The sequence below is a fragment of the Proteus vulgaris genome (assembly GCF_033708015.1).
Taxonomy (GTDB): Bacteria; Pseudomonadota; Gammaproteobacteria; order Enterobacterales; family Enterobacteriaceae; genus Proteus.
Window position 1 is genome coordinate 345,100 of the sequence record NZ_CP137920.1, and the last position, 20,939, is coordinate 366,038.

Sequence of the window (20,939 nt, forward strand, 5' to 3'; positions counted from 1 at the left end):
ATGAGAGTAAAGGCAGCTTGGCGTGGCTTTAGTAGCGCATTTTCACGAGAAACGCATATGGCGGTTCGTAGCCCTGTTTTTCACTGGCTAAGCTGGCTATTTCCATTGATGTTATTCACGTTAATCAGTGCTAATTTTTCTGAAGGTACATTGCTGAATTTGCCAGTTTCAGTGATCAATAATGACAATAGCCCATTATCGAGAACATTGATCAGAGACTTAAATGCAGGCTCTCATGCACAATTAAATACGCTAGATGGAAACCCTCGGACAGCAATGGAGCGGCTTGGTAGTGCGAAGGATTATGCAATACTGACCATTCCTAGACACTTTGAAAGTAAGGTCTTAGCTGGAAAACAACCCACCACACGCATGTATTACAACGGCTTGTATTACGCTGCTGGGAGCTATGCAATACAGGATTTTAGTGGACTAATAGCAGAGCTGAATGCGCAGTATCGCACTGTTTTAGCTCAAGAAATGAATAAACCTGTTCCACCATTAGCACAAGTCACTCTCTCTTATGACAGTTTATTTAATGCGAGTGGTAGCTATATTTATTATCAGCAATTTGCGGCTACGATCCATATGCTCCAGCTATTTGTCGTGACCTGCACGATTTATTCATTGTCGCGCGGTAATATGCTATTGAATATTAAACCCTTCACCTTTGCACTGATTGGTAAGCTTGCACCTTACACCCTGTTTTTCTTAACGTTATTAATTGTTGAATTAGCCGCATTAGTGCATTTTTCGGGAGCGAAAGTGAACGGTAATCCGCTATATATGGTGTTAGTGGGATTTTTCTATATTATTGCCGCTCAAAGTGTGGGATTGCTACTCTTTGCGTTTACTAATAGTGCGATAACGGCATACAGTATGATTGGTATGTTGGTGAGTATTGCATTGGCATTTTCAGGCATGGCTGTACCTGAACTTTCCATGATTTTACCTGCACAGATTATTTCTAATTTAGAACCATTAACGCACGCCTTAAATGCGATGTTTGATATCTTCTTAAGAGAAGTATCATTACAAGGTATTTTATATGTTTGTTCACTTTTGCTGATTTATCCTTTTGCTATCGCCTTCTTGGTTCGCAAACGTATTTTTAAACGATTGGAATTACAGGTAGGTGTTGCATGATGCAGATGTACTTTCAAACTTTTAAGCGTGTTCTATTGGGGATGTTAGAAAAACCCATGTGGATGCTACTTATCGTTTCCCTATGCATTATGAGTTTGGTGTATGCCAAACCTGTTTTATGGGATTTGCCTGTGGCGGTGATTAATCAAGATCATAGCCCAGCAAGTTATTCACTTATTCGAGCATTAAACTCGACACCAAAATTAAGCATTAAGAACTACGATAATTTAGATGAAGCGTGCCATGATATGATTATGCGTGAGCTTTTTGCCATCATTATTATTCCAACTGATTTCGAGAAAAAACTACTTAATGGTAAAAATGTCACTGTGCCAGTCTTCGGTGACGCCACAAACCGCCTTGCCAGCGGGCAAATTCAGCAGGAATTGATGTTGGCTTATCAACGGTTATTAGATTCTTACAATGGGCGCATTTTACAAAATGCAGGCTTTAGTGTTGAACAATCAAAAATTCTATTAAAGCCCATTCAGGGTGAAACCATTGCGATGTATAACCCTGGAGTAAGTTTTGCTGCGATTATTTTCCCAGGATTATTAGTGATGTTATTGCAACACTCCCTTTTAATTGCCTGTGTGCGTGTCAGTATTGCCGTCAGGAGTACGCCAAAAGGAAAGCCACCTTTAGCGGTTTATTTAGGGGCATTATCGGCACTTATCCCTATTTGGTTATTTTTATCTGCGGTATTCTTTGCATTATGGCCTTGGGTATTAGGTTATCGGCAAGAGGCTCCGCTTTACCAAGTATGGATGCTCACTTTCCCATTCCTATTGGCAGTATTAGGTCTCGGCAAGTTAATTACAGAATGCTTACGCAGTGTCGAGATGATTTATCTGACACTGGCATTTGTCACAACCCCCGTATTCTATATTTCCGGCACGATTTGGCCTTTACAAGCGATGCCTGACTGGGTATTTGCCATTTCATCTGCATTACCGTCTACATGGGCAGTCAATGCCATGGCAGGGATTAATCAAATGGGACTATCATTCCAAAGCATATTGGGTGATATCGTGATGATGCTGGTTTTAGGTGTGATTTACACTGTATTAGGCGTACTAGTGGGCATGTTACGTAATGGGGAATTAAGACATATTACGCACCAATTTAAACATTGGTTACATCATCGTGGCGAATCAAAATAAAAAGCCCTTAAGGGCTTTTTATTTCATCATGTTATGATTTACTAAAATATTTTTATTCTACCAATTCCAATCCTGCTAACTTACGCCAATAACCATTACAATCATGGTGATGAACAGTTGTCAGTGGTTGTTGACCCTGTTCATTTTGGCGAAATTGTTTCAAGGTATCAAAAATAGCGTCAGATTCAGGAGATAAGCGGATAATATCGACTAGTCCTGCCATTGATGTTTGATCGTTACCCAAGTTATAACAATAGCCACTTTGTGTCTGAATACCATTAAGAACAAATACTTGCTGATTTTCTTGTGAGCGTACTTCACGGCCTTGAGGATAATTTTGACAGCAGGTTTCACAATCATCTTTAGCGCGATTTTCAGAACGAGCCGTAAAACAGCGCGCTGAATAAGCTAAAGGAAGATGCCCATAAGCCAGTACTTCAACGTCAAACTTATTGCGAATACCTAATTCTTCACATTGATTTAAAAGATTATTTAACCATTCGCGCGAAAGCTCAACGGGCATACACCAGCGCATCATGCCTTGTTTATATAATAAACGTAGTGCATAAGCGTTGTAGCAGTTAAGCCCGTGGCCTGCGACAAAAGGAAGATGCCGTTCATAAAGCATATTGATCACACCAAAATCATGTGCTTCAACTAAAAACTCACCGTTATCAACTAATTTAGCAATTTCTTTTAATTCAGAGGGGGCTTGTAATAATGCTAAGGTCGAAAGAACCACTTGCTTACCGCTTTTAGCGACTTCTTTGGCGAGATTTATCCAATCTTGTGGCTTGGTCTCCCGACGTTTACTACAAACCGTTTCACCTAAATAAATGATATCAGCATCACTCTGTTTTGCTTTTTCATAGAACGCTTCAAGTGTTTCTTTTTGCCAATAATAAAGTACAGATCCTAATGCATATTTCATTTTCTTATCCTTATTATTGCCATTTACGGTGATAAGCACCCAATGTTGTTTGTGTCCCTTCTGACATTTTTCCTAATGCGTTCATCCAACGTGGATCCGTGTTAAAGCCTTGAGGATCCTTCTTACATTGATCAATTGCCGCGCGCCAAACTCTTGCGACCTCTGTGACATAAGCGGGACTACGTTGACGACCTTCAATTTTAACGGATGCAATATTCATCGCTATCAGCTCAGGTAATAGAGAAAGCGTATTGAGGCTTGTTGGCTCTTCTAATGCGTGATAACAGTGATCATCAACAAAATAGCGTCCTTTACATAATGTTGGGTAACCTGCATTTTCATTGGGTGAATAGCGGTCGATAAGCACCTCATTAAGGCGAGATTCCATTCCTTGTGGTGTCTGTTGCCAGCGTACAAAACGGGCAGGAGAGCAAGCACCTACGGTATTTGGAGATTCACCTGTTAAATAAGAAGAAAGATAGCATCGACCTTCAGCCATAATACATAAGCTACCAAAGGCAAAAACTTCTAAAGGTACTGGGCTAGTTTGTGCTAATTGTTTGACCTGATGAATAGATAGAACACGGGGAAGAACAATGCGCGCCACATCGAAGTTACGTTGATAAAACGCAATCGCTTGTGTATTGGTTGCAGAAGCTTGTACCGAAACATGACGTTCAATATGAGGATAACGCTCGGCAGCATACTCTAACATGGCGATATCCGCCAAGATCAGCGCATCAGCACCTAAAGATGCCGCCATATCAACGGCTTTTTGCCAGCGTTCAAACCCATCGGGGTGAGCAAAGGTATTTATTGCGATATGCAATTTTCGCTGGTGGCGATGAACATAATTAACCGCTTCTTGTAACTTCTTTTCTGTGAAATTTAGACCTGCAAAATGTCTTGCATTAGTATCATCTTTTAAGCCGATATAAACGGCATCCGCACCATTATCTATGGCCGCTTTTAAGGCAGGTAAGTTACCCGCAGGGCACAGCAATTCCATCTTCACTTCCCTTTAGAAATTAAGAATGATCAGAAATTGTAATGAGCAAGATAAAAAAAGGTTTTGATTTAGGGCAGAGAACGCTGTTTTTTGCTTAAGTAAAATCAAAGAACTCAAAATGTGAACAACGGATTAACTGAATATTGATATAGGATCGCAGAATATCTGTCTATATCTGGCACAATAGCCCATAATTTTATTTATAGGAGTCCGAACGTGTTTAACAAAATTCGTACCCATTTGGTTAAAGAGGGACCTCGTTTTTTACGTTACCCTTTACAAGTTACGCCATTTGCTTTGCAACGCGATATCTTAGAACAGTTTTTAAGTTGGCAGTTTCGTGAATCATTAGCTGAGGGTGATTTACATTTTTTAGAAGATAAATGGCTAAAAGTTGAGATAAGAGACTTACATTTACAGTGGTTTATCAGTGTTCGTGATGATAAATTAGTGGTCAGTCGCTTAGAAAAAGAAGATGTCAGCTTTAGCGGAAATGCGAATGATCTGATTTTAATTGCTGCTCGCAAAGAAGATCCTGACACCTTATTTTTCCAACGTCGTCTACAAATTGAGGGTGATACAGAACTTGGGTTATATGTTAAGAACCTGATGGATGCAATTGAATTAGACTCAATGCCGTCTGTGTTGCGTTTTGGTTTATTACAACTGGCTGAGTTTGTAAAAAGTGGGCTTCAAGAAGAAAATGAAGACACTTTGCGCAGCCATGAACTGAGCTCAACTTCATGCTAATACGTGTTGAAATTCCCGTTGATATTCCTGCAATTGATAACCTTTTACGTCAAGCGTTTCCGACAGGCGCTGAAGCAGATTTAGTCGGGCATTTACGTGAAGAAGGGTTATTAACATTAGGTATGGTGGCAATTAGCGATGAAGGCCAATTGGTTGGCTATATCGGTTTTACACCTGTTGATATTGATGGAAAAGATTGCCAGTGGGTTGGGCTTGCACCTCTGGCTGTTGCACCTGATTTCCAGAAACAAGGTATTGGACGTCAACTGATTAATGAAGGGTTAGATAGCCTAAATGAATTTGGTTACGGTGCCGTTGTGGTGTTAGGGGATCCTGAGTACTATCAAAAATCAGGTTTTATTCCAGCTAACTCACAGGGTTTACATTGTAAATGGCCTGATACAGAAGATGCTTTTCAGCTTTATACGTTAGAAAATGGCAATGTTGATGATATCCATGGTTTAGTCAATTATTCACCATTATTTGACCAATTTAGCTAAATTTATTTAGTTGTATTAAATACAGTGCAATGTCTGAAGGCTGGTCAATGATCAGCTTTTCTTTTTGTGTCTTTTTCAACTGCTTTAATTGGTATTCAAGCTGAGAAGCACGTTGCCGATCTCCTACTTGACAATAAAACGCCAGTAATAAAGGACCTTTGCCTTTCAGAGCTTTAGCGCCAGTTCCATTCTGATGTTGTTGAAAACGTCTCTCAACATTTGTTGTGATCCCTGTATAAAGAGAACCGAGACGATTTCTAACAATATAGAGTGACCATATTGTCTCTGTCATCATTTTTTCCTTTTTGTGCTATTTTTTCTTTTGATAAATAATACTTCTTAATTTTTTAAGTGAGTCATTTATCGGTTTATCAAAATAAAATCTATTAGATATATCAATATGTTGTGAAAATTTTGTGACAATAGACACTATTATTAAAAAAAAGACATTCAATTTTTTTGAAATTGAACAGCAATTATTGCTAATTTTAAAGTTAAATTAAAGCGCATAATATGATCCACATCACAGAGAGACACTCCGCGATACCTAACAAAATTAGAATTTATTTGGAGTTTATTATGAAAAAATCTACATTAATCGCTGCAACATTAGCTTTAAGTGCTATTTCATTCGGTTCACTGGCATCTGATAGTGTATCAAAAAGTCCTTCAGTTAATGGTGAGTATATCACAATCACAGGTAGTGATACTCTAGATGGTTTAACAACTAAAATTGCTCAAATCGCAAAAGATGAAGGCGCAAAAGGTTTTAAAGTTGTTGGTGCAACAGGTGATGATTACCTCACTGTAAATGCTGAAATTTATCGTTAATTTTCACTGCTGACGATAAATAGCCTGTAATAAGAGACACGCGGTAAGACGCTCGTTTTGGTGATATAATTATCAACTAAACAGCGTCTCTTTTTGTATCTATACAGGTATATTATGTCTTCCTTAGACTCGATCAAAATAATTAAACAATATATAAGTGGCAACCATGTGTTTACCGTATGCACAACGTGCTCGGTAGATGATATTTGGTGTGCGAATTGTTTTTATTGGTTTGATGAAAATCAGATGAGGCTTGTTTTTCTTTCTGAAAAGAAAACACGGCATGCTCAAATGATGCAGAAAAATTTATTAGTTGCAGGCAGTATTAGCACACAAGAAATGGTTGTATCCGAATTGCAAGGTATTCAATTTACTGGGACTGTTTCTTTATTGACAGGTAAGGACGACATCAACGCAAGAAAACATTATTGTTTACGCTTTCCTGTCGCATTAGCCGCCATCCATGTGCCTTTATGGGAACTGCAATTGCAAGAAATTAAGATGGTCAATAATCAGCTAGGTTTTGGTACTAAGCTCTATTGGCAGCGTGATTAAATTTCTTTTTTAATTTTCGACTATTCCCAAAAATAGTGGTTTTTCTGTTCCCATCCTTTTAAAGACATACAAGAAGTGTAAAAGGTTTTTCTGTCTTCTTGGTTTATGTCTTCAACATAGCTTTCTGTCATAGGGACACGTTCAGTATAGGTTTTTTTATCACCACAGTGGTCTTTATCATCTTTGCGACACGTCTTTTGCACATCACGATAAACGGTACGTTGTAGCACTTCTTTGCGGATAGGGTAGCGAGTATTCGCATCAAACTCACAAAGCATTTTAGCTTCCTGTAATGTGTAATCTGATGCACCTTTAGGTTCCCAAGTACTACTACAACCTGAAAGTAAAGTTATTGAGAATAAAGAAAAAATTGCTAATTTCATATCAAATACAATCATAAAAAGAATAGTTAAGAGAGTTAATAATAAAACAAAACTAATCTCTTTGACTATCTTTTTTGAAAATGATTCGCATTTGATAACTGGCGTGATTAAGTCAGAGTGGTAAGAGAAAAAAGCCCATTATATAAATGGGCTTTTAAGGATTACTCAAATGAGGAAAGATTTTTTTCTATCTCAGCATCTATTTCAGTATGTTGGAGATGTTTAGCACCGAGTTTCTTTTTCAATTCGGTGCCTAGTTTCACGAGTTGTTCTCGATTCGCTTTAGACTGCTTCTTACCCCATTTTTTTAAATGGTAGTTCAGTTCATGATCTTCAGAAAAGCTTACATATTTATTATCACTTAAAGGCATACATCCTCCAGCTAATTCAATGTGTATTACTTCAATTTATGGATCACCTGATTACTACTACCACGCCACAGTAATGCGGGATCATAAAGTTCTTGTACGAACTTCCCATCAATCAGTACGTTAATATGGTTAACAACTTCTTGCTGCTCTGGGGTTAAGTCAGCCAGTAAGTAGCCAGTCCAAACCCAAATATCTTTATCAGGGCATTCCGTTTTAATACGTAGTACTAATTTTAATATAGCAGAAAGATTTTGAGGGTGTAGGGGATCGCCACCTGAAAGTGATAATCCTTGCCGTTTTATACGAGTGTCTTGGAGATCAGCAATGATCTGATCTTCCATTTCTTGGGTAAAAGGTTTGCCGGACGTTAATGACCACGTTGATTTGTTATAACAGCCTCGGCATTGATGAATGCACCCTGCAACGAACAGGGTGCAACGAGTACCAGGGCCATTGACTACATCAACAGGGTAATATTGATGGTAATTCACACTATTAACCTAACTGGCCATTTGCCAGATGTTTTACACGACGCTTAACTTCTTCTTGTTTACCTGCATTAAATGGACGTGAGTCTGGACTGCCTAAATATCCACAGACACGACGAATAACTGAGACTCTTGCTGGATTATGATTACCACAACGCGGGCAAGTAAACCCTTTACTGGTACAAGAGAATTCACCGGTATAACCACAATCGTAACATTCATCAATTGGCGTGTTTGTACCGTAGTAAGGAACTCGGGTATAGCTGTAATCCCACACATCCTCTAACGCTTTAAGGTTATGTTGTAGGTTAGGGTATTCGCCATAACAGATAAAACCGCCATTAGCTAAAGGAGGATAAGGCGCTTCAAAGTCTAATTTATCGTATGGGTTTACTTTCTTTTCAACATCTAAGTGGAAGCTATTGGTGTAATAACCTTTATCTGTAACACCAGGAATAATGCCAAATTCAGCCGTATCTAAACGACAGAAGCGATCACAGAGGTTTTCACTTGGTGTGCTGTAAAGGCTAAATCCATAACCTGTCTCAGCTTTCCATTGATCGGTTGCTTCACGTAGACGATGAATAATGGCGACCGCTTTTTCTCTTAAGGTTTCATCATCAAAAACGTGTGTTTGAGTGCCAAACAGTGCATTAATGGTTTCATGGACACCGATATAACCTAATGAGATTGAGGCTCTGCCATTTTTAAAGATTTCAGCTACATTATCATCTGCTTTTAAGCGAACACCGCACGCTCCTTCCATATAAAGGATTGGGGCTACACGGGCTTTGACATTTTCTAAACGCGCAATACGTGTCATCAGTGCTTTTTTCGCTAATTCGAGGCGATCATCAAGTAGTGACCAGAAAGTGGCTTCATCACCTTTAGCTTCAATAGCAATACGCGGTAAGTTTAGGCTGATGACCCCAAGGTTATTACGACCTTCATGGATCATCTCACCATTTTCTTCGTAAACACCTAAGAAGCTACGGCAACCCATTGGCGTTTTAAATGAACCTGTTACTTTAACAACTTGATCGTAATTTAAGATATCGGGATACATACGTTTACTTGCGCATTCAAGAGCAAGCTGCTTGATATCGTAATTAGGATCACCAAATTTATGATTTAAGCCATCTTTGATGGCAAAAACGAGTTTAGGGAACACTGCCGTTTTACGGTTTTTTCCTAAACCAGCCATACGATTTTCAAGAATAGCGCGTTGAATTAGACGGGCTTCTTTTGAGGTACCGAGACCAAATCCAAAAGTAACAAATGGTGTTTGTCCATTCGCAGTATGTAGTGTATTAACTTCATACTCTAAAGATTGGAATGCGTCGTAACACTCTTTTTCAGTGCGTGCATTAGCATAAGCTTCTTTATCAGCTATTTGCCATTCTTGCGCGACTTTATAGTGTTTGTCATAACTTGATTTTACAAATGGGGCTAATACTTCATCAATACGATTTATCGTTGTACCGCCATAAATATGGCTTGCCACTTGTGCAATAATTTGTGCAGTTACTGCTGTTGCTGTTGAAATAGATTTAGGGGGTTCTATTTCTGCATTTCCCATTTTAAAGCCGTTGTTTAACATGCCGTTAAGGTCAATTAGCATACAGTTAAACATAGGGAAAAACGGTGAATAATCGAGATCATGATAATGAATTTCACCACGCTCATGAGCCAGTACCACATCTCTTGGCAGGATATGTAATTTTGCGTAATGTTTAGCCACAATGCCTGCGAGTAAATCGCGCTGGGTCGGGATAACCTTACTGTCTTTATTTGCATTTTCATGAAGAATAGAGACATCACTTTGTTCGATAAGACCTCGGATTTCCTGAGTGAGTCTTCCTCGTTGCTCACGAGCAACATCTCGGTCATGACGGTATTCAATATAGGCTCTGGCGACATCTTTATGTGCGCCAGCCATCAGCTGATTTTCTACGGCGTCTTGGATCTCACGGATATCGACATTCGAACGTCCTGCGAGAGATTGTGAAACAGATTGAGCGATGGATTCGCAATAATCATCATCAGTGATCTCACAAGCTACGGCGGCTCTTTTGATAGCATCGCTGATGCGGGTTTGGTCAAAAGAGACTTTACATCCGTCTCGTTTTATCACTATGGTTTTCACAATCTTGCTCCTTAATTATTTATCCACAGGCTCAAATCCCATAAAAACAGGTGATGGCACAGCATTCAGGCTTATTGTGGATAAGATGTGCATAATTACTATATATTGTAGGTTGGTGTGTATTAAAGCACAATATGTAGTAATTGAAAGGGAAATAATCTTCATTAAAACTGATCTACATCAAGGTATTTTTGCTACATCAGGCATCAAGAGGGATTGGCTGAATTGTAAATATGTGCCAAACACAGAAGTGATAAATTATTCATCAAAAAGTGAGAACATAAAAAAAGCAAAGTGCTCATAAAGAGACCTTTGCTTTTTTATGGCTTGCTATCGAGACGAAATTAACGGATAGCGATAACTTCGATTTCTACTTTTGCATCTTTTGGTAAGCGTGCAACTTCAACACAAGAGCGAGCAGGAAATGCCGCGTTATGCTCTTTGAAAAATGCTTCATAAGCAGCATTGATTGTACCAAAATCATTTAAATCTTTTACGAAAACAGTTGTTTTGATGATATTAGCAACAGTTAAACCTGCTTTTTCAATGATTGCTTTTACGTTTTCTAAAGATTGACGAGCTTGTTCCGCTGCATTATCAGAAACAAATTCACCAGTTGCAGGATCAACAGGTAATTGACCTGAAGTGATCACTAAATTACCTAAATCAACCCCTTGTACATAAGGGCCGATCGCTGCTGGGGCTTTATCGGTATTAATTTCGTAAGACATGTAAAACTCCTGTTTTTATAAGATTAACGCTAACATTCGATTAGTGTGGCGCTATTATAGCCAGTGCTTTAGGTTAGCAATATGACAGATGTCAGGCTTTATCATAAAGTCTACAAGTCTAAAAAGAAAATAAACGTAGAGCTAGAGGGGGGGTTAACACTGGTTTTAAACCATAAAAATGGGCAAGTGATAGTAATATTTTTTATAAAAAAGAAAAAATAGACTATTTTTATTTTTACTAAAAATAGTCTTGGGACTTTTAAGAGATAATTATTCTATTTTTATAAAAAATGATCTGCCCTTGCGGGCAGAGAGTGAAAAGAATTAACGAATGACGGCGTGGCGTTCGAACTCTTTTTCACAATACTTGCAGGTTAATACAACATCTGAGGCCAGTTTTTTTACTCGGAAACTACTTTGTACTGGCTCGTTATGACTAATACAGTTGCTATTAGGACAAGGTACTACATCTTCAAGTAGCTCTGGTAAGCTTAATGCCATCTTATTAACGACTTGATAATCATCGATAATATTTACAGTTGCTTGAGGCGCATACATTGCTAAACGGTTTGCTTGTTCTGAGGTTAAAAAGACATTTTCAATTTTTATTAAGTCTTTCTTGCCTAAGTTTTCAGATGGTAAATTAAAGCCGACTGTAATTCTTTCGTCCGTTTCAGTTAAACGAAACAGGGAGAGAATTTTAAAGCCCACCTGCGCTGGAATATGATCAATAACAGTCCCACGTTTGATAGCTTCAACTTTTAGTTTGTGATCATGTGTCATGGTGTGCTCCTTATTAAAGAACTAAGTTTTTATTCAGAACTAAGGCAAGTAATGCCTGACGTGCATAGATACCGTTGCCTGCTTGTTGGAAATAATAAGCGTAAGGCGTTTTATCGACATCTGTTGTGATTTCATCAATACGTGGTAGTGGGTGTAGGATCTTGAGATTTTCTTTCACATTCACAAGGTCTGCACTGGTCAAGATAAATTGTGCTTTAACATTTGCGTATTCAGATGGGTCTAAACGCTCTTTCTGCACGCGTGTCATATAGAGGATATCCAGCTCTGACATGACTTCATCTACGGTTTCATGCTGGCTATATTCAACACCTTTTTCGTCCAGTAAGTGAAGAATATGTTCTGGCATGGCGAGTACTTTAGGGGCAATAAAATAGAGATGATTGCCTGTAAATTTCGCTAATGCTTGTGCTAGTGAGTGCACTGTTCGACCATATTTTAAATCACCAACCATTGCGATATTGAGATTATCTAAGCGACCTTGTGTTTCTTGAATGGTAAACAAATCCAGTAAAGTTTGTGTTGGATGTTGGTTAGCACCATCTCCAGCATTCAGTACTGGAATATCGCCCGCAAATTCAGAGGCTAAACGTGCTGCGCCTTCTTGAGGATGGCGAATAACAATGGCGTCAGCATAAGTACGAAGAACCGAAATGGTATCCGCTAATGTTTCACCTTTTTTACCCAGTGAAGTGTTGCTTCCATCAGAAAAACCGACAACTGATGCGCCTAGACGGTGGATCGCTGTCTCAAATGATAAGCGAGTACGTGTTGATGCTTCAAAAAAGCAACTCGCAATCACTTTGTCTTTCAACAATTCGTTGTTAGGTTGCTGTTTTAGTTTATTAGCAACGTGAAGAACAGACTCCAAATCTTCTCGGTCCAGATCATTGATGGAGATAATATGCTTTTGGTAGAGCGGATTAGTCATTAGAGTTCTCCTTTAGCGATGAATTGTGCGATAGAGGGTTTTTTATAGGCCAAAAAAAACCCCTCAATAAGAGGGGTTTTAAAAAATTGGGCTATTGGAAAAAAGAGAATGCGCTTGCGACCCGCTAAGGTGCTTGTTTTTGTTACAAATTGGAATAGGCGCTGTTTCATCTTTCCTCCTGACAAATTGTGGCGCATTATACGCATCTTAATGTTGCACGCAAGCGTTTGCTTTTATTTTTTACAAAAAAAAATTTTTTAATTTAAAAATCAATAAGCTTGAGTTTGAACGAAGAAAACACCTATTTTTTATCAATAAAAAAATAGGTGTTTTGCATGATTATGTATTTTAGAAAGGATTGGCAAGGGTAGCGACCATCACCGCTTTGATCGTGTGAAGACGATTTTCAGCTTCATCAAATACAATGCTGTGTTTTGATTCAAAAACCTCATCCGTAACTTCAAAACCCCCATATAGGTTAAATTCTTCAGCTAATGCTTTACCCATGGTTGTTTCTTCATCATGAAAAGCGGGTAAACAGTGAAGGAATTTAACGTCTGGATTGCCTGTTAATTTAATCACATCCATATTGACCTGATAAGGCTTGAGTAAAGCAATACGCTCTTGCCAAACTTCTTTCGGTTCACCCATAGAAACCCACACATCAGTGTAAAGAAAATCCGCATTTTTAACGCCTTCAGCAACATTTTCAGTGAGTGTGATATTTCCACCATTCTTCTTGGCAATCTCTTGGCATTGCGCCACTAAATTTGCTTCTGGCCAACATGCTTTAGGGGCAACGAGGCGTAAATCCATACCCGTTAATGCCGCCGCTTCCAGTAGGGTATTTCCCATGTTATTACGAGCATCACCAAGGTAAGCAAAGATCGTTTCTGATAACGGCTTAGCTTGATGTTCAGTGATAGTGAGTAAATCAGCTAATAACTGTGTTGGGTGAAATTCATTAGTTAAACCATTCCAAACAGGTACACCTGAATATTGAGCAAGGGCATCTACCGTTTTTTGACCGTAACCCCGATACTGAATACCATCATACATACGGCCTAGTACTCGAGCGGTATCTTTTATCGATTCTTTATGCCCAATTTGGCTTCCGCCTCCTAAATAAGTCACTCTTGCGCCTTGATCAAAGGCAGCAACTTCAAATGCACAACGGGTACGTGTTGAGTCTTTTTCAAAAATCAGTGCGATATTTTTTCCAGTAAGATATTGCGTTTCCTGACCTGATTTTTTAGCTTTTTTCAATTGTGCTGACAATGTAAGTAGTTGCTGAATTTCTGCAGGTGAAAAATCAAGTAAACGTAAGAATGATTTTTGATAAAAAGGGTTCATAGCGTAATATCCTATTATTGAATTTATATTCAATTTATATCAATAAATATTCATCATCAACCCCTAAAGGAAAACTTTTAATTTAAACAGTCTGCGATAAGGGTGGCATATTAAGTATGGAGTGTTGATTCGCCCTGTGGGAGAATGAAGAAGATACCTTTCAGACTATTGCGGAGCATGATTATGGCGGACAGCAAAGAATTAGCAGAACAACGTGAAGAAACACGTCTTATTATTGAAGAATTACTGGAAGATGGCAGTGATCCTGATGCACTGTATGCCATTGAGCACCATATTTCTTGTGAAAATTTTGAAACCCTAGAAAAAGCAGCAGTTGAAGTCTTTAAATTAGGTTACGAAGTCACTGAGCCTGAGGAAATCGAAGTCGAATCAGGTGAGATCTTAGTTTGTTTTGATGCAGTGAGTGAAAGTGGTTTGAATGCTGAACTTATTGATGCCCAAGTTGAGCAATTAATGAATTTAGCTGAAAAAATGGGTGTCTATTACGATGGTTGGGGGACTTATTTTGAAGATCCTGACGCAGAGTATGATGATGAAGACGGTGAAGACGAAGACGGCGAAGAAGAAGAGTCTGATAAGTCATCTCGCTTACATTAATTTTTGCTAAATGTTGTCCCTTGTACCTGAGTTATCAGTGCAAAATAATAGCACCAGCCACAAAAGTATTGCTTTGTGACTGGTGTTATTGGTTTTAGGGGAAGGTCATTAATTCATTACACCAAATATGCCATTGTCATAATCATCAAAAGCTTGTTGTAACTCTTCTTGAGTGTTCATCACAAAAGGCCCTTGGCCTGCAATAGGTTCATTAATCGGCTTACCCGTTAGAATTAAAACAATGGTGTCACCCATTGATTCTAATGTCAGTGTATCGCCATGATTATCTAACACTACCATATCGTGTTGGCGTGCAATTTCACTGTCATTGATATGTACCGCACCTTTCACCACAAACAGCATTGCATTGTGACCTTCTGGAATACGGTAATGTGAAACACCTGCGCGATTTAAACGCAGATCCCACACATTTAGCGGTGAGTAGGTCATTGCGACACCTTGTGTATTGGCGTAATCACCCGCAATCACTCTGACATAACCTTGGTTATTCGGTAATTCAACATGAGGGATATCCTCTGCTTTCAGCGCCTGATAACGAGGCTGTGTCATTTTGTACGCTGCTGGCAGATTCACCCAAAGTTGTACCATTTCCAAAACACCGCCTGCTTTGGTCATTTTTTCAGAGTGATACTCTTTATGCAAAATACCCGAAGCGGCAGTCATCCATTGCACATCACCTGCGGTAATAGTACCTGCATGACCTTTAGAGTCATGGTGAGAGACTTCGCCTTGATAAGCGATTGTCACGGTTTCAAATCCACGATGAGGATGAGCCCCTACACCACGGGCATTGGTAACAGGTTTAAACAGTGTTGGCTCGGCATAATCCATCAGCAGAAACGGGCTATGTTTCTCACCATTTTCCTGATAGGAAAATAAGGTGCTGACTGGAAAGCCATTACCTACCCAGTGTGAATTTGGCGCCGAATAAATATGATTAATCTGTCTGATAGTCATGATTGTTCTCCGAGTTAAGGAAAGAAACCGCAATAACCAAGACACAGAAGGAGGTAATACAGATTATTGCGATTTCTTAATGAGGTTGATCATAAAGTGTTCGCGAGATGAACAAAATAGGGGGAATTTGTTGATGGTATTCAAAAAAAATGAATGACTTTAATCAGTGGGAATGAAAGAAAAAGAATGTAATAAAGAGAATATAAATAATAAAGTGGTTATATTTAAATAATTAATAAAACAGTGATTGGTTTAATAGAATTTAATTTGATCCTTAAAAAGGAAAATAAAAACTACATTCTTTCTTAGCAACAATGAGTCAGAATGTAGTTTATGAATACGTTTATTTCTTAAATCTTATTTGCTTGTGTCGCCACAACCGCCAATAATTTTAGAAATAGAAACAGCAGGGTGCAGTAAGTAGTCGTAGTTACAGTCTTTTTCTTTATTGTATACGCTACCAGTACAACCCGTCATTACGGTAATTACAGAAGCAATAAGTGCAATTTTAACAAAGTTTTTCATGAAGAAATTCCTTTTAGATTTTAGAGTTATAAAAGTCAATGCATGACTTTATCTGCATAAAGATATTAAATTAGATATAAATAGCAATATAAAAAAATCTTTTTTTTTAAATATAAAATAAGATAAATAATATTTTATTTAAGAAGAGAAATATCATTATCTAGAGTGAAATGGAAAAAAAATTAAACTTGTGAATTTTAATGAAATTAAAGATAAAAATTTCATTAATAATATTTTGGTAATAATTAATTAAGAAATTAATTGTGAAAATAAGCATGGAAATATACCGTATTTATATCATTTTGATAAATAGGATTTGTGCTAATAGGTACTATTTTTGCTAATAAAAACCCGCATAAAAATGCGGGTAAAACAGTGCTTATTTTATTTATTGTATTACGTAGGGAACAGCAAGAATGCTTAAAGTGATTTCACCATACGGATCTCACAGTCACTATGTCCCGTGTTACCTAATGCTTCATCAATAAATTCGAATCCGAGTTTTTCATATAAACCGACAGCTGCTTTTAAGATGTCTGTGGTTTCTAAATAGCAACGGCTAAAGCCTTGCTCTTTACCAAATTCAAGAGATTGTAGAACAATTTTTTTCGCAATACCTTTGCCACGTAGTTTGGATGAAAGGTACATCTTTTGTAATTCACAAGTATTGCCATCACCTCCAGCAAGTGGCGCGACACCACCACCACCAACAACTTCCCCCTCCATTTCAACAACCCAGTAAGCACTGCGTGGCTGATGATAAACTTCATAGAGGGTATCTAAAATGGGATCGGCAACCGCAAAGCCTTTATCGGCGGTTAAGCCATGCTCAGCAGAGACTTCACGAATAACGCGTGCAATACCTGCGTTGTCTTTTTCTTCAATAGCTCGGATAACAATATTTGGGGTTATAGTTTGGATTGCAGTCATAGTTGCACTCATCGTTTCACTTATTAGTAGAATATTTTTTGATTATTTATTGAGAGAGCACCGGAAAGGAACTTCTTCATTGAAAGTAGCACGGATAGCTACAAAAACTATCTTAATTGATTAAGTGGGTTTGTAAACCGTTAACCCTTTTTCTTTGCTTACTTATTCTGTTTATTTTTAGCGTTATATTTTAGTGAGTGAGCAAATTTAAGCGAAAATAAGGAATGAAAAGGCACATTGGCGAGAATAGAACTGGGAATAATAAAAAATGAAGTGAAAAATGGTTTTATTTTTTAGCTGAATAATATTAAGTAAAAACCCGCGATAAACGCGGGTTTTCATTATCAATCTCAGTACCTTTAAAGCGATAGTGCTTATAAAGAGGCGATAGAGATTTTCTGTGCGATTAGCTTCTCTTTTGCATTTAAGCATGTCGCTAAGCGTTCACGCTCTTTAGCAACAACCGCTTCTGGTGCTCGGCTAACAAAACCATCGTTAGATAATTTACTGTCTAAAGTGGTGATATCTTTCTCTACTTTTTCAAGCTCTTTATCTAAACGAACAAGCTCTGCATCTTTATCGATAAAGCCTGCCATTGGGATCAGCAATTCTGCGCCGCTAACCAGTTTGGTCACTGATAATGGCGCTTCTTCACCTTCTGCTAATGGACGAATATCCGCTAAACGCCCCATAGCTTTTAAGAAACCAATATTGTCGCTGACACGGCGCTTAGCATTGTCATCTGCACCACGTAAAATAACCTCAAGTGGTTTGCCTGGAGCGATATTCATTTCAGCACGGATATTACGAACCGCAACAATCACTTCTTTGATCCACTCAAGATCGTTAAGTGCATGTTCATCCACCAGCGATGCATCGAACTCAGGGAAAGCTTGTAGCATGATGGTTTCACCTTCAATGCCTTTCACTTCCTTCACTCGTTGCCAGATGGTTTCTGTGATAAATGGAATGATTGGATGAGCAAGACGTAATAAGCCTTCTAATACTTCAATCAGCGTATGACGTGCTGCGCGTTTTTGTGCATCATTACCTTTGTGTACTGCAGGTTTTGATAGCTCAAGATACCAGTCACAGAATTGGTTCCAAGTAAATTCATATAAAATACCCGCAGCGATATCGAAACGATAGTTGTCTAACGCTTCACGATAAGCTTTAACGGTATTGTTGAATTCTGCTAAGATCCAACGGTCAGCGAGTGAGTATGTCATCTCACCACCTTGGTAGCCACAATCTTGCTCTTCTGTATTCATCAGAACAAAGCGACTTGCGTTCCACAGCTTATTACAGAAGTTACGGTAACCCGATAAACGTTTCATATCCCAGTTAATATCGCGACCGGTTGAAGCCAACGCAGCTAAGGTAAAGCGCAAGGCATCTGTACCGTGTGCTTCAATACCTTCTGGGAACTCTTTGCGAGTACGTTTAGCAATTTTTTCAGCCATCTGAGGCTGCATCATATTACCTGTACGTTTTTCTAACAGGTTTTCTAATGAAATACCGTCGATCATATCCAGAGGGTCGAGTACGTTACCTTTGGATTTTGACATCTTCTGACCTTCTTCATCACGAATAAGACCTGTCATGTAAACCGTATTAAATGGAATTTGCGGTTTACCGTCTTCATCTTTGATAAAGTGCATGGTCATCATGATCATGCGGGCGATCCAGAAGAAAATGATATCGAATCCACTGACTAAGACATTCGTTGGATGGAATGTTTTCAGTGCTTCGGTGTTTTCAGGCCAGCCTAATGTTGAAAATGTCCACAGTGCAGATGAGAACCACGTATCCAGTACGTCATCATCTTGGCGTAATGCCACATCTGCTGCGATATTGTTTTCACGACGAACTTCTTCCTCGTCACGACCGACGTAGACATTACCTTCATTATCATACCAAGCAGGAATACGGTGACCCCACCACAGTTGACGAGAAATACACCAATCTTGGATATCGTTCATCCATGAGAAGTACATATTTTCGTACTGTTTTGGTACAAATTGGATATCGCCATTTTTAACCGCTTCAACAGCAGGTTTTGCTAAAGGCGCTGCGCGAACATACCATTGGTCTGTTAATAGAGGCTCGATAACTACGCCACCACGGTCGCCGTAAGGTACCGTTAAATCGTGAGGTTTGATCTCTTCTAATAAACCTAGGCGTTCAAATTCAGCAACCATAGCTTTACGTGCAGCAAAGCGTTCCATACCTTGGTAGGCTTCTGGAATTTCAGTGCTGTAAACATCAGATTCAACACCATTGGTGTCTAATACTTCTGCGCTAACACGGATATTGCCGTCAAAATCCATGATATTAATCATGGGTAATTGATGGCGGCGTCCAACTTCGTAGTCGTTAAAGTCGTGAGCAGGGGTGATTTTTACGCAACCGGTCCCTTTTTCCATATCAGCGTGTTCGTCCGCTAAAATCGGGATACGACGGTTAACGATGGGTAAAATAATTTCTTTACCAATTAAATCTTTATAGCGAGGATCTTCTGGGTTAACTGCAACACCGGTATCACCTAACATGGTTTCAGGCCGTGTTGTTGCAACAATGAGGTAATCTTTGCCTTCCGCTGTTTTTGCTCCATCAGCTAAAGGATAGCGCAGGTGCCACATAGATCCTTTAACTTCACGGTTTTCGACTTCAAGATCAGAAATCGCGGTGTGTAATTTAGGATCCCAGTTTACAAGGCGTTTGCCGCGGTAGATAAGATCTTCTTTATGTAAACGAACAAAAGCTTCTTTTACCGCTTTAGATAATCCTTCATCCATGGTGAAACGTTCACGTTCCCAATCAACAGAATTACCTAAACGACGCATTTGGTTAGAAATGTTACCACCTGATTCTGCCTTCCATTCCCAAATTTTGTCGATAAATGCATCACGACCATAGTCATGACGATTTTTACCTTCTTCAGCAGCAATTTTACGCTCAACAACCATTTGAGTTGCGATACCTGCATGGTCAGTACCTGACTGCCATAAGGTATTTTTACCTTGCATGCGCTGATAACGGATCATGGTATCCATAATGGTCTGCTGGAAAGCATGACCCATATGTAGACTACCTGTGACGTTTGGCGGTGGGATCACGATACAGAAGCTTTCTTTTGTTGTATCGCCATTGGCTTTGAAATAGCCATTTTTTTCCCAATGCTGATACAGAGGTTGTTCAATCTCTGCTGGATTATATGTTGTGTCGAGCGATGGCTCTTTCGGTGCGGATTTATTTTCCATATTCTTTACGTATTCAATAGGTTGGCGGCGTAGCCATTGTCAAAGTAAAGCCGACGCTACGATAAATTTTATATCGTTCACGCGCCAACTGTTTCAATTGTTCATCAATAGGTACAAAGTCTATCACTTCATGGAAAGCTGTGGCAAAGTCTACGAATTGCGATTGCAAATTAATCAAGAGATCACGAGGTGCATTACCACGTTTTCCAGGCCAACATAATTCAACAGGAGAGCCATAACGAGGTCCTTCACCTGCAAGATTATGAGGAACAAACTGATGAGGTTCTCTTGCCCATAATGCCTCATCAAGCAATTCAGCTTGAGCTTGAGACTCACAAACCAACAAAATACGTTTGCCTAATCGCCAATGTTCAGCGGTAAGTTGACAGGCAAGCCACTCATGAGCCTGTAAATCATCATGTATTGATGGGTGTTCCATTAAATAAAACGTGGCGTTTTTCATGATATCCCGATAACAGAAGGGTATTGCGTTGCAATACCCTTCTTGGAGTCTGCTCTATTTACCCTAATAATAG

24 protein-coding genes are annotated in these 20,939 nt (G+C 38.9%); 7 read left to right on the forward strand and 17 right to left on the reverse strand.

Annotation, left to right across the window (positions count from 1 at the left end; genetic code table 11):
* Positions 1–1,146, forward strand: coding sequence for an ABC transporter permease (locus tag SB028_RS01795; protein WP_069369832.1), 1,146 nt, complete (start codon positions 1–3; stop codon positions 1,144–1,146).
* A complete protein-coding gene (locus tag SB028_RS01800) occupies positions 1,146–2,309 on the forward strand; it encodes an ABC transporter permease (protein ID WP_318859755.1) in 1,164 nt (387 codons plus the stop codon). Before SB028_RS01795 ends, SB028_RS01800 begins: the two co-directional genes overlap by 1 nt.
* Before the next feature lie 52 nt (positions 2,310–2,361).
* Here the strand turns inward: SB028_RS01800 and SB028_RS01805 are convergent, their stop codons facing one another.
* Entirely contained in the window at positions 2,362–3,240 is an 879-nt protein-coding gene (locus SB028_RS01805) for a U32 family peptidase (RefSeq protein WP_069369830.1), read from the reverse strand.
* A gap of 13 nt (positions 3,241–3,253) precedes the next feature.
* A complete protein-coding gene (gene ubiU / locus SB028_RS01810) occupies positions 3,254–4,249 on the reverse strand; it encodes a ubiquinone anaerobic biosynthesis protein UbiU (protein ID WP_069369829.1) in 996 nt (331 codons plus the stop codon).
* A 216-nt stretch (positions 4,250–4,465) separates the two neighbouring features.
* Here ubiU and ubiT point away from each other — a divergent pair, with 216 nt between their 5' ends.
* Positions 4,466–4,999 carry a ubiquinone anaerobic biosynthesis accessory factor UbiT gene (gene ubiT, locus SB028_RS01815; RefSeq protein WP_069369828.1) on the forward strand — a complete coding sequence of 178 codons (534 nt, stop codon included), beginning with the start codon at positions 4,466–4,468 and terminating at the stop codon, positions 4,997–4,999.
* Positions 4,993–5,499, forward strand: coding sequence for a GNAT family N-acetyltransferase (locus tag SB028_RS01820; RefSeq protein ID WP_069369827.1), 507 nt, complete (start codon positions 4,993–4,995; stop codon positions 5,497–5,499). Before ubiT ends, SB028_RS01820 begins: the two co-directional genes overlap by 7 nt.
* On the opposite strand, the gene SB028_RS01825 is transcribed toward SB028_RS01820, so the two are convergent.
* On the reverse strand, positions 5,492–5,791 hold the full coding sequence (locus tag SB028_RS01825; protein WP_069369826.1) for a GIY-YIG nuclease family protein: 300 nt from the start codon (positions 5,789–5,791) through the stop codon (positions 5,492–5,494). The two genes, SB028_RS01820 and SB028_RS01825, sit on opposite strands and share 8 nt — an antisense overlap.
* Before the next feature lie 287 nt (positions 5,792–6,078).
* On the opposite strand from SB028_RS01825, the gene SB028_RS01830 reads away from it, so the two are divergent.
* Positions 6,079–6,330, forward strand: a complete 252-nt coding sequence (locus SB028_RS01830) for a YdgH/BhsA/McbA-like domain containing protein (RefSeq protein ID WP_069369825.1) — start codon at positions 6,079–6,081, stop codon at positions 6,328–6,330.
* Between the two features lie 114 nt (positions 6,331–6,444).
* Positions 6,445–6,885, forward strand: coding sequence for a YhbP family protein (locus SB028_RS01835; RefSeq protein ID WP_069369824.1), 441 nt, complete (start codon positions 6,445–6,447; stop codon positions 6,883–6,885).
* A 20-nt stretch (positions 6,886–6,905) separates the two neighbouring features.
* Here SB028_RS01835 and SB028_RS01840 read toward each other — a convergent pair whose 3' ends face one another.
* The 9 genes from SB028_RS01840 to argF all read right to left on the reverse strand — a co-directional run bounded on the left by SB028_RS01840 (position 6,906) and on the right by argF (position 14,089).
* Positions 6,906–7,268 carry a hypothetical protein gene (locus SB028_RS01840; protein ID WP_077885164.1) on the reverse strand — a complete coding sequence of 121 codons (363 nt, stop codon included), beginning with the start codon at positions 7,266–7,268 and terminating at the stop codon, positions 6,906–6,908.
* A gap of 161 nt (positions 7,269–7,429) precedes the next feature.
* A complete protein-coding gene (locus tag SB028_RS01845; protein WP_023583554.1) occupies positions 7,430–7,639 on the reverse strand; it encodes a hypothetical protein in 210 nt (69 codons plus the stop codon).
* Between the two features lie 26 nt (positions 7,640–7,665).
* The gene (gene nrdG / locus SB028_RS01850) at positions 7,666–8,130 is read right to left on the reverse strand and encodes an anaerobic ribonucleoside-triphosphate reductase-activating protein (RefSeq protein WP_069369822.1); all 465 of its coding nucleotides are present in this window, start codon (positions 8,128–8,130) and stop codon (positions 7,666–7,668) included.
* A 4-nt stretch (positions 8,131–8,134) separates the two neighbouring features.
* A complete protein-coding gene (nrdD, locus tag SB028_RS01855; RefSeq protein ID WP_069369821.1) occupies positions 8,135–10,273 on the reverse strand; it encodes an anaerobic ribonucleoside-triphosphate reductase in 2,139 nt (712 codons plus the stop codon).
* Positions 10,274–10,617: 344 nt separating this feature from the next.
* Positions 10,618–11,004, reverse strand: a complete 387-nt coding sequence (locus SB028_RS01860; RefSeq protein WP_006535650.1) for a RidA family protein — start codon at positions 11,002–11,004, stop codon at positions 10,618–10,620.
* 324 nt (positions 11,005–11,328) lie between these two features.
* Positions 11,329–11,787, reverse strand: coding sequence for an aspartate carbamoyltransferase regulatory subunit (gene pyrI / locus SB028_RS01865; protein ID WP_006535648.1), 459 nt, complete (start codon positions 11,785–11,787; stop codon positions 11,329–11,331).
* A 13-nt stretch (positions 11,788–11,800) separates the two neighbouring features.
* Positions 11,801–12,736 (reverse strand): aspartate carbamoyltransferase, encoded by a 936-nt coding sequence (gene pyrB / locus SB028_RS01870; RefSeq protein ID WP_069369819.1) that lies wholly within the window; start codon positions 12,734–12,736, stop codon positions 11,801–11,803.
* Complete coding sequence (locus SB028_RS01875; RefSeq protein WP_171729963.1) at positions 12,736–12,906, reverse strand: hypothetical protein; 171 nt, start codon at positions 12,904–12,906, stop codon at positions 12,736–12,738. Before SB028_RS01875 ends, pyrB begins: the two co-directional genes overlap by 1 nt.
* Before the next feature lie 178 nt (positions 12,907–13,084).
* A complete protein-coding gene (gene argF / locus SB028_RS01880) occupies positions 13,085–14,089 on the reverse strand; it encodes an ornithine carbamoyltransferase (RefSeq protein ID WP_069369818.1) in 1,005 nt (334 codons plus the stop codon).
* Positions 14,090–14,272: 183 nt separating this feature from the next.
* On the opposite strand from argF, the gene rraB reads away from it, so the two are divergent.
* Positions 14,273–14,707, forward strand: coding sequence for a ribonuclease E inhibitor RraB (rraB, locus tag SB028_RS01885; protein ID WP_069369817.1), 435 nt, complete (start codon positions 14,273–14,275; stop codon positions 14,705–14,707).
* A gap of 108 nt (positions 14,708–14,815) precedes the next feature.
* Here the strand turns inward: rraB and SB028_RS01890 are convergent, their stop codons facing one another.
* The 5 genes from SB028_RS01890 to SB028_RS01910 all read right to left on the reverse strand — a co-directional run bounded on the left by SB028_RS01890 (position 14,816) and on the right by SB028_RS01910 (position 20,866).
* Positions 14,816–15,685 carry a pirin family protein gene (locus SB028_RS01890; protein WP_069369816.1) on the reverse strand — a complete coding sequence of 290 codons (870 nt, stop codon included), beginning with the start codon at positions 15,683–15,685 and terminating at the stop codon, positions 14,816–14,818.
* 357 nt (positions 15,686–16,042) lie between these two features.
* Positions 16,043–16,210 (reverse strand): YhfL family protein, encoded by a 168-nt coding sequence (locus SB028_RS01895; protein ID WP_036914671.1) that lies wholly within the window; start codon positions 16,208–16,210, stop codon positions 16,043–16,045.
* Positions 16,211–16,630: 420 nt separating this feature from the next.
* Positions 16,631–17,140, reverse strand: a complete 510-nt coding sequence (locus SB028_RS01900; RefSeq protein WP_069369932.1) for a GNAT family N-acetyltransferase — start codon at positions 17,138–17,140, stop codon at positions 16,631–16,633.
* A gap of 374 nt (positions 17,141–17,514) precedes the next feature.
* Positions 17,515–20,403 carry a valine--tRNA ligase gene (locus SB028_RS01905; protein WP_318859756.1) on the reverse strand — a complete coding sequence of 963 codons (2,889 nt, stop codon included), beginning with the start codon at positions 20,401–20,403 and terminating at the stop codon, positions 17,515–17,517.
* A gap of 13 nt (positions 20,404–20,416) precedes the next feature.
* Positions 20,417–20,866 (reverse strand): DNA polymerase III subunit chi, encoded by a 450-nt coding sequence (locus SB028_RS01910; RefSeq protein ID WP_023583544.1) that lies wholly within the window; start codon positions 20,864–20,866, stop codon positions 20,417–20,419.
* Positions 20,867–20,939 lie beyond the last annotated feature (73 nt).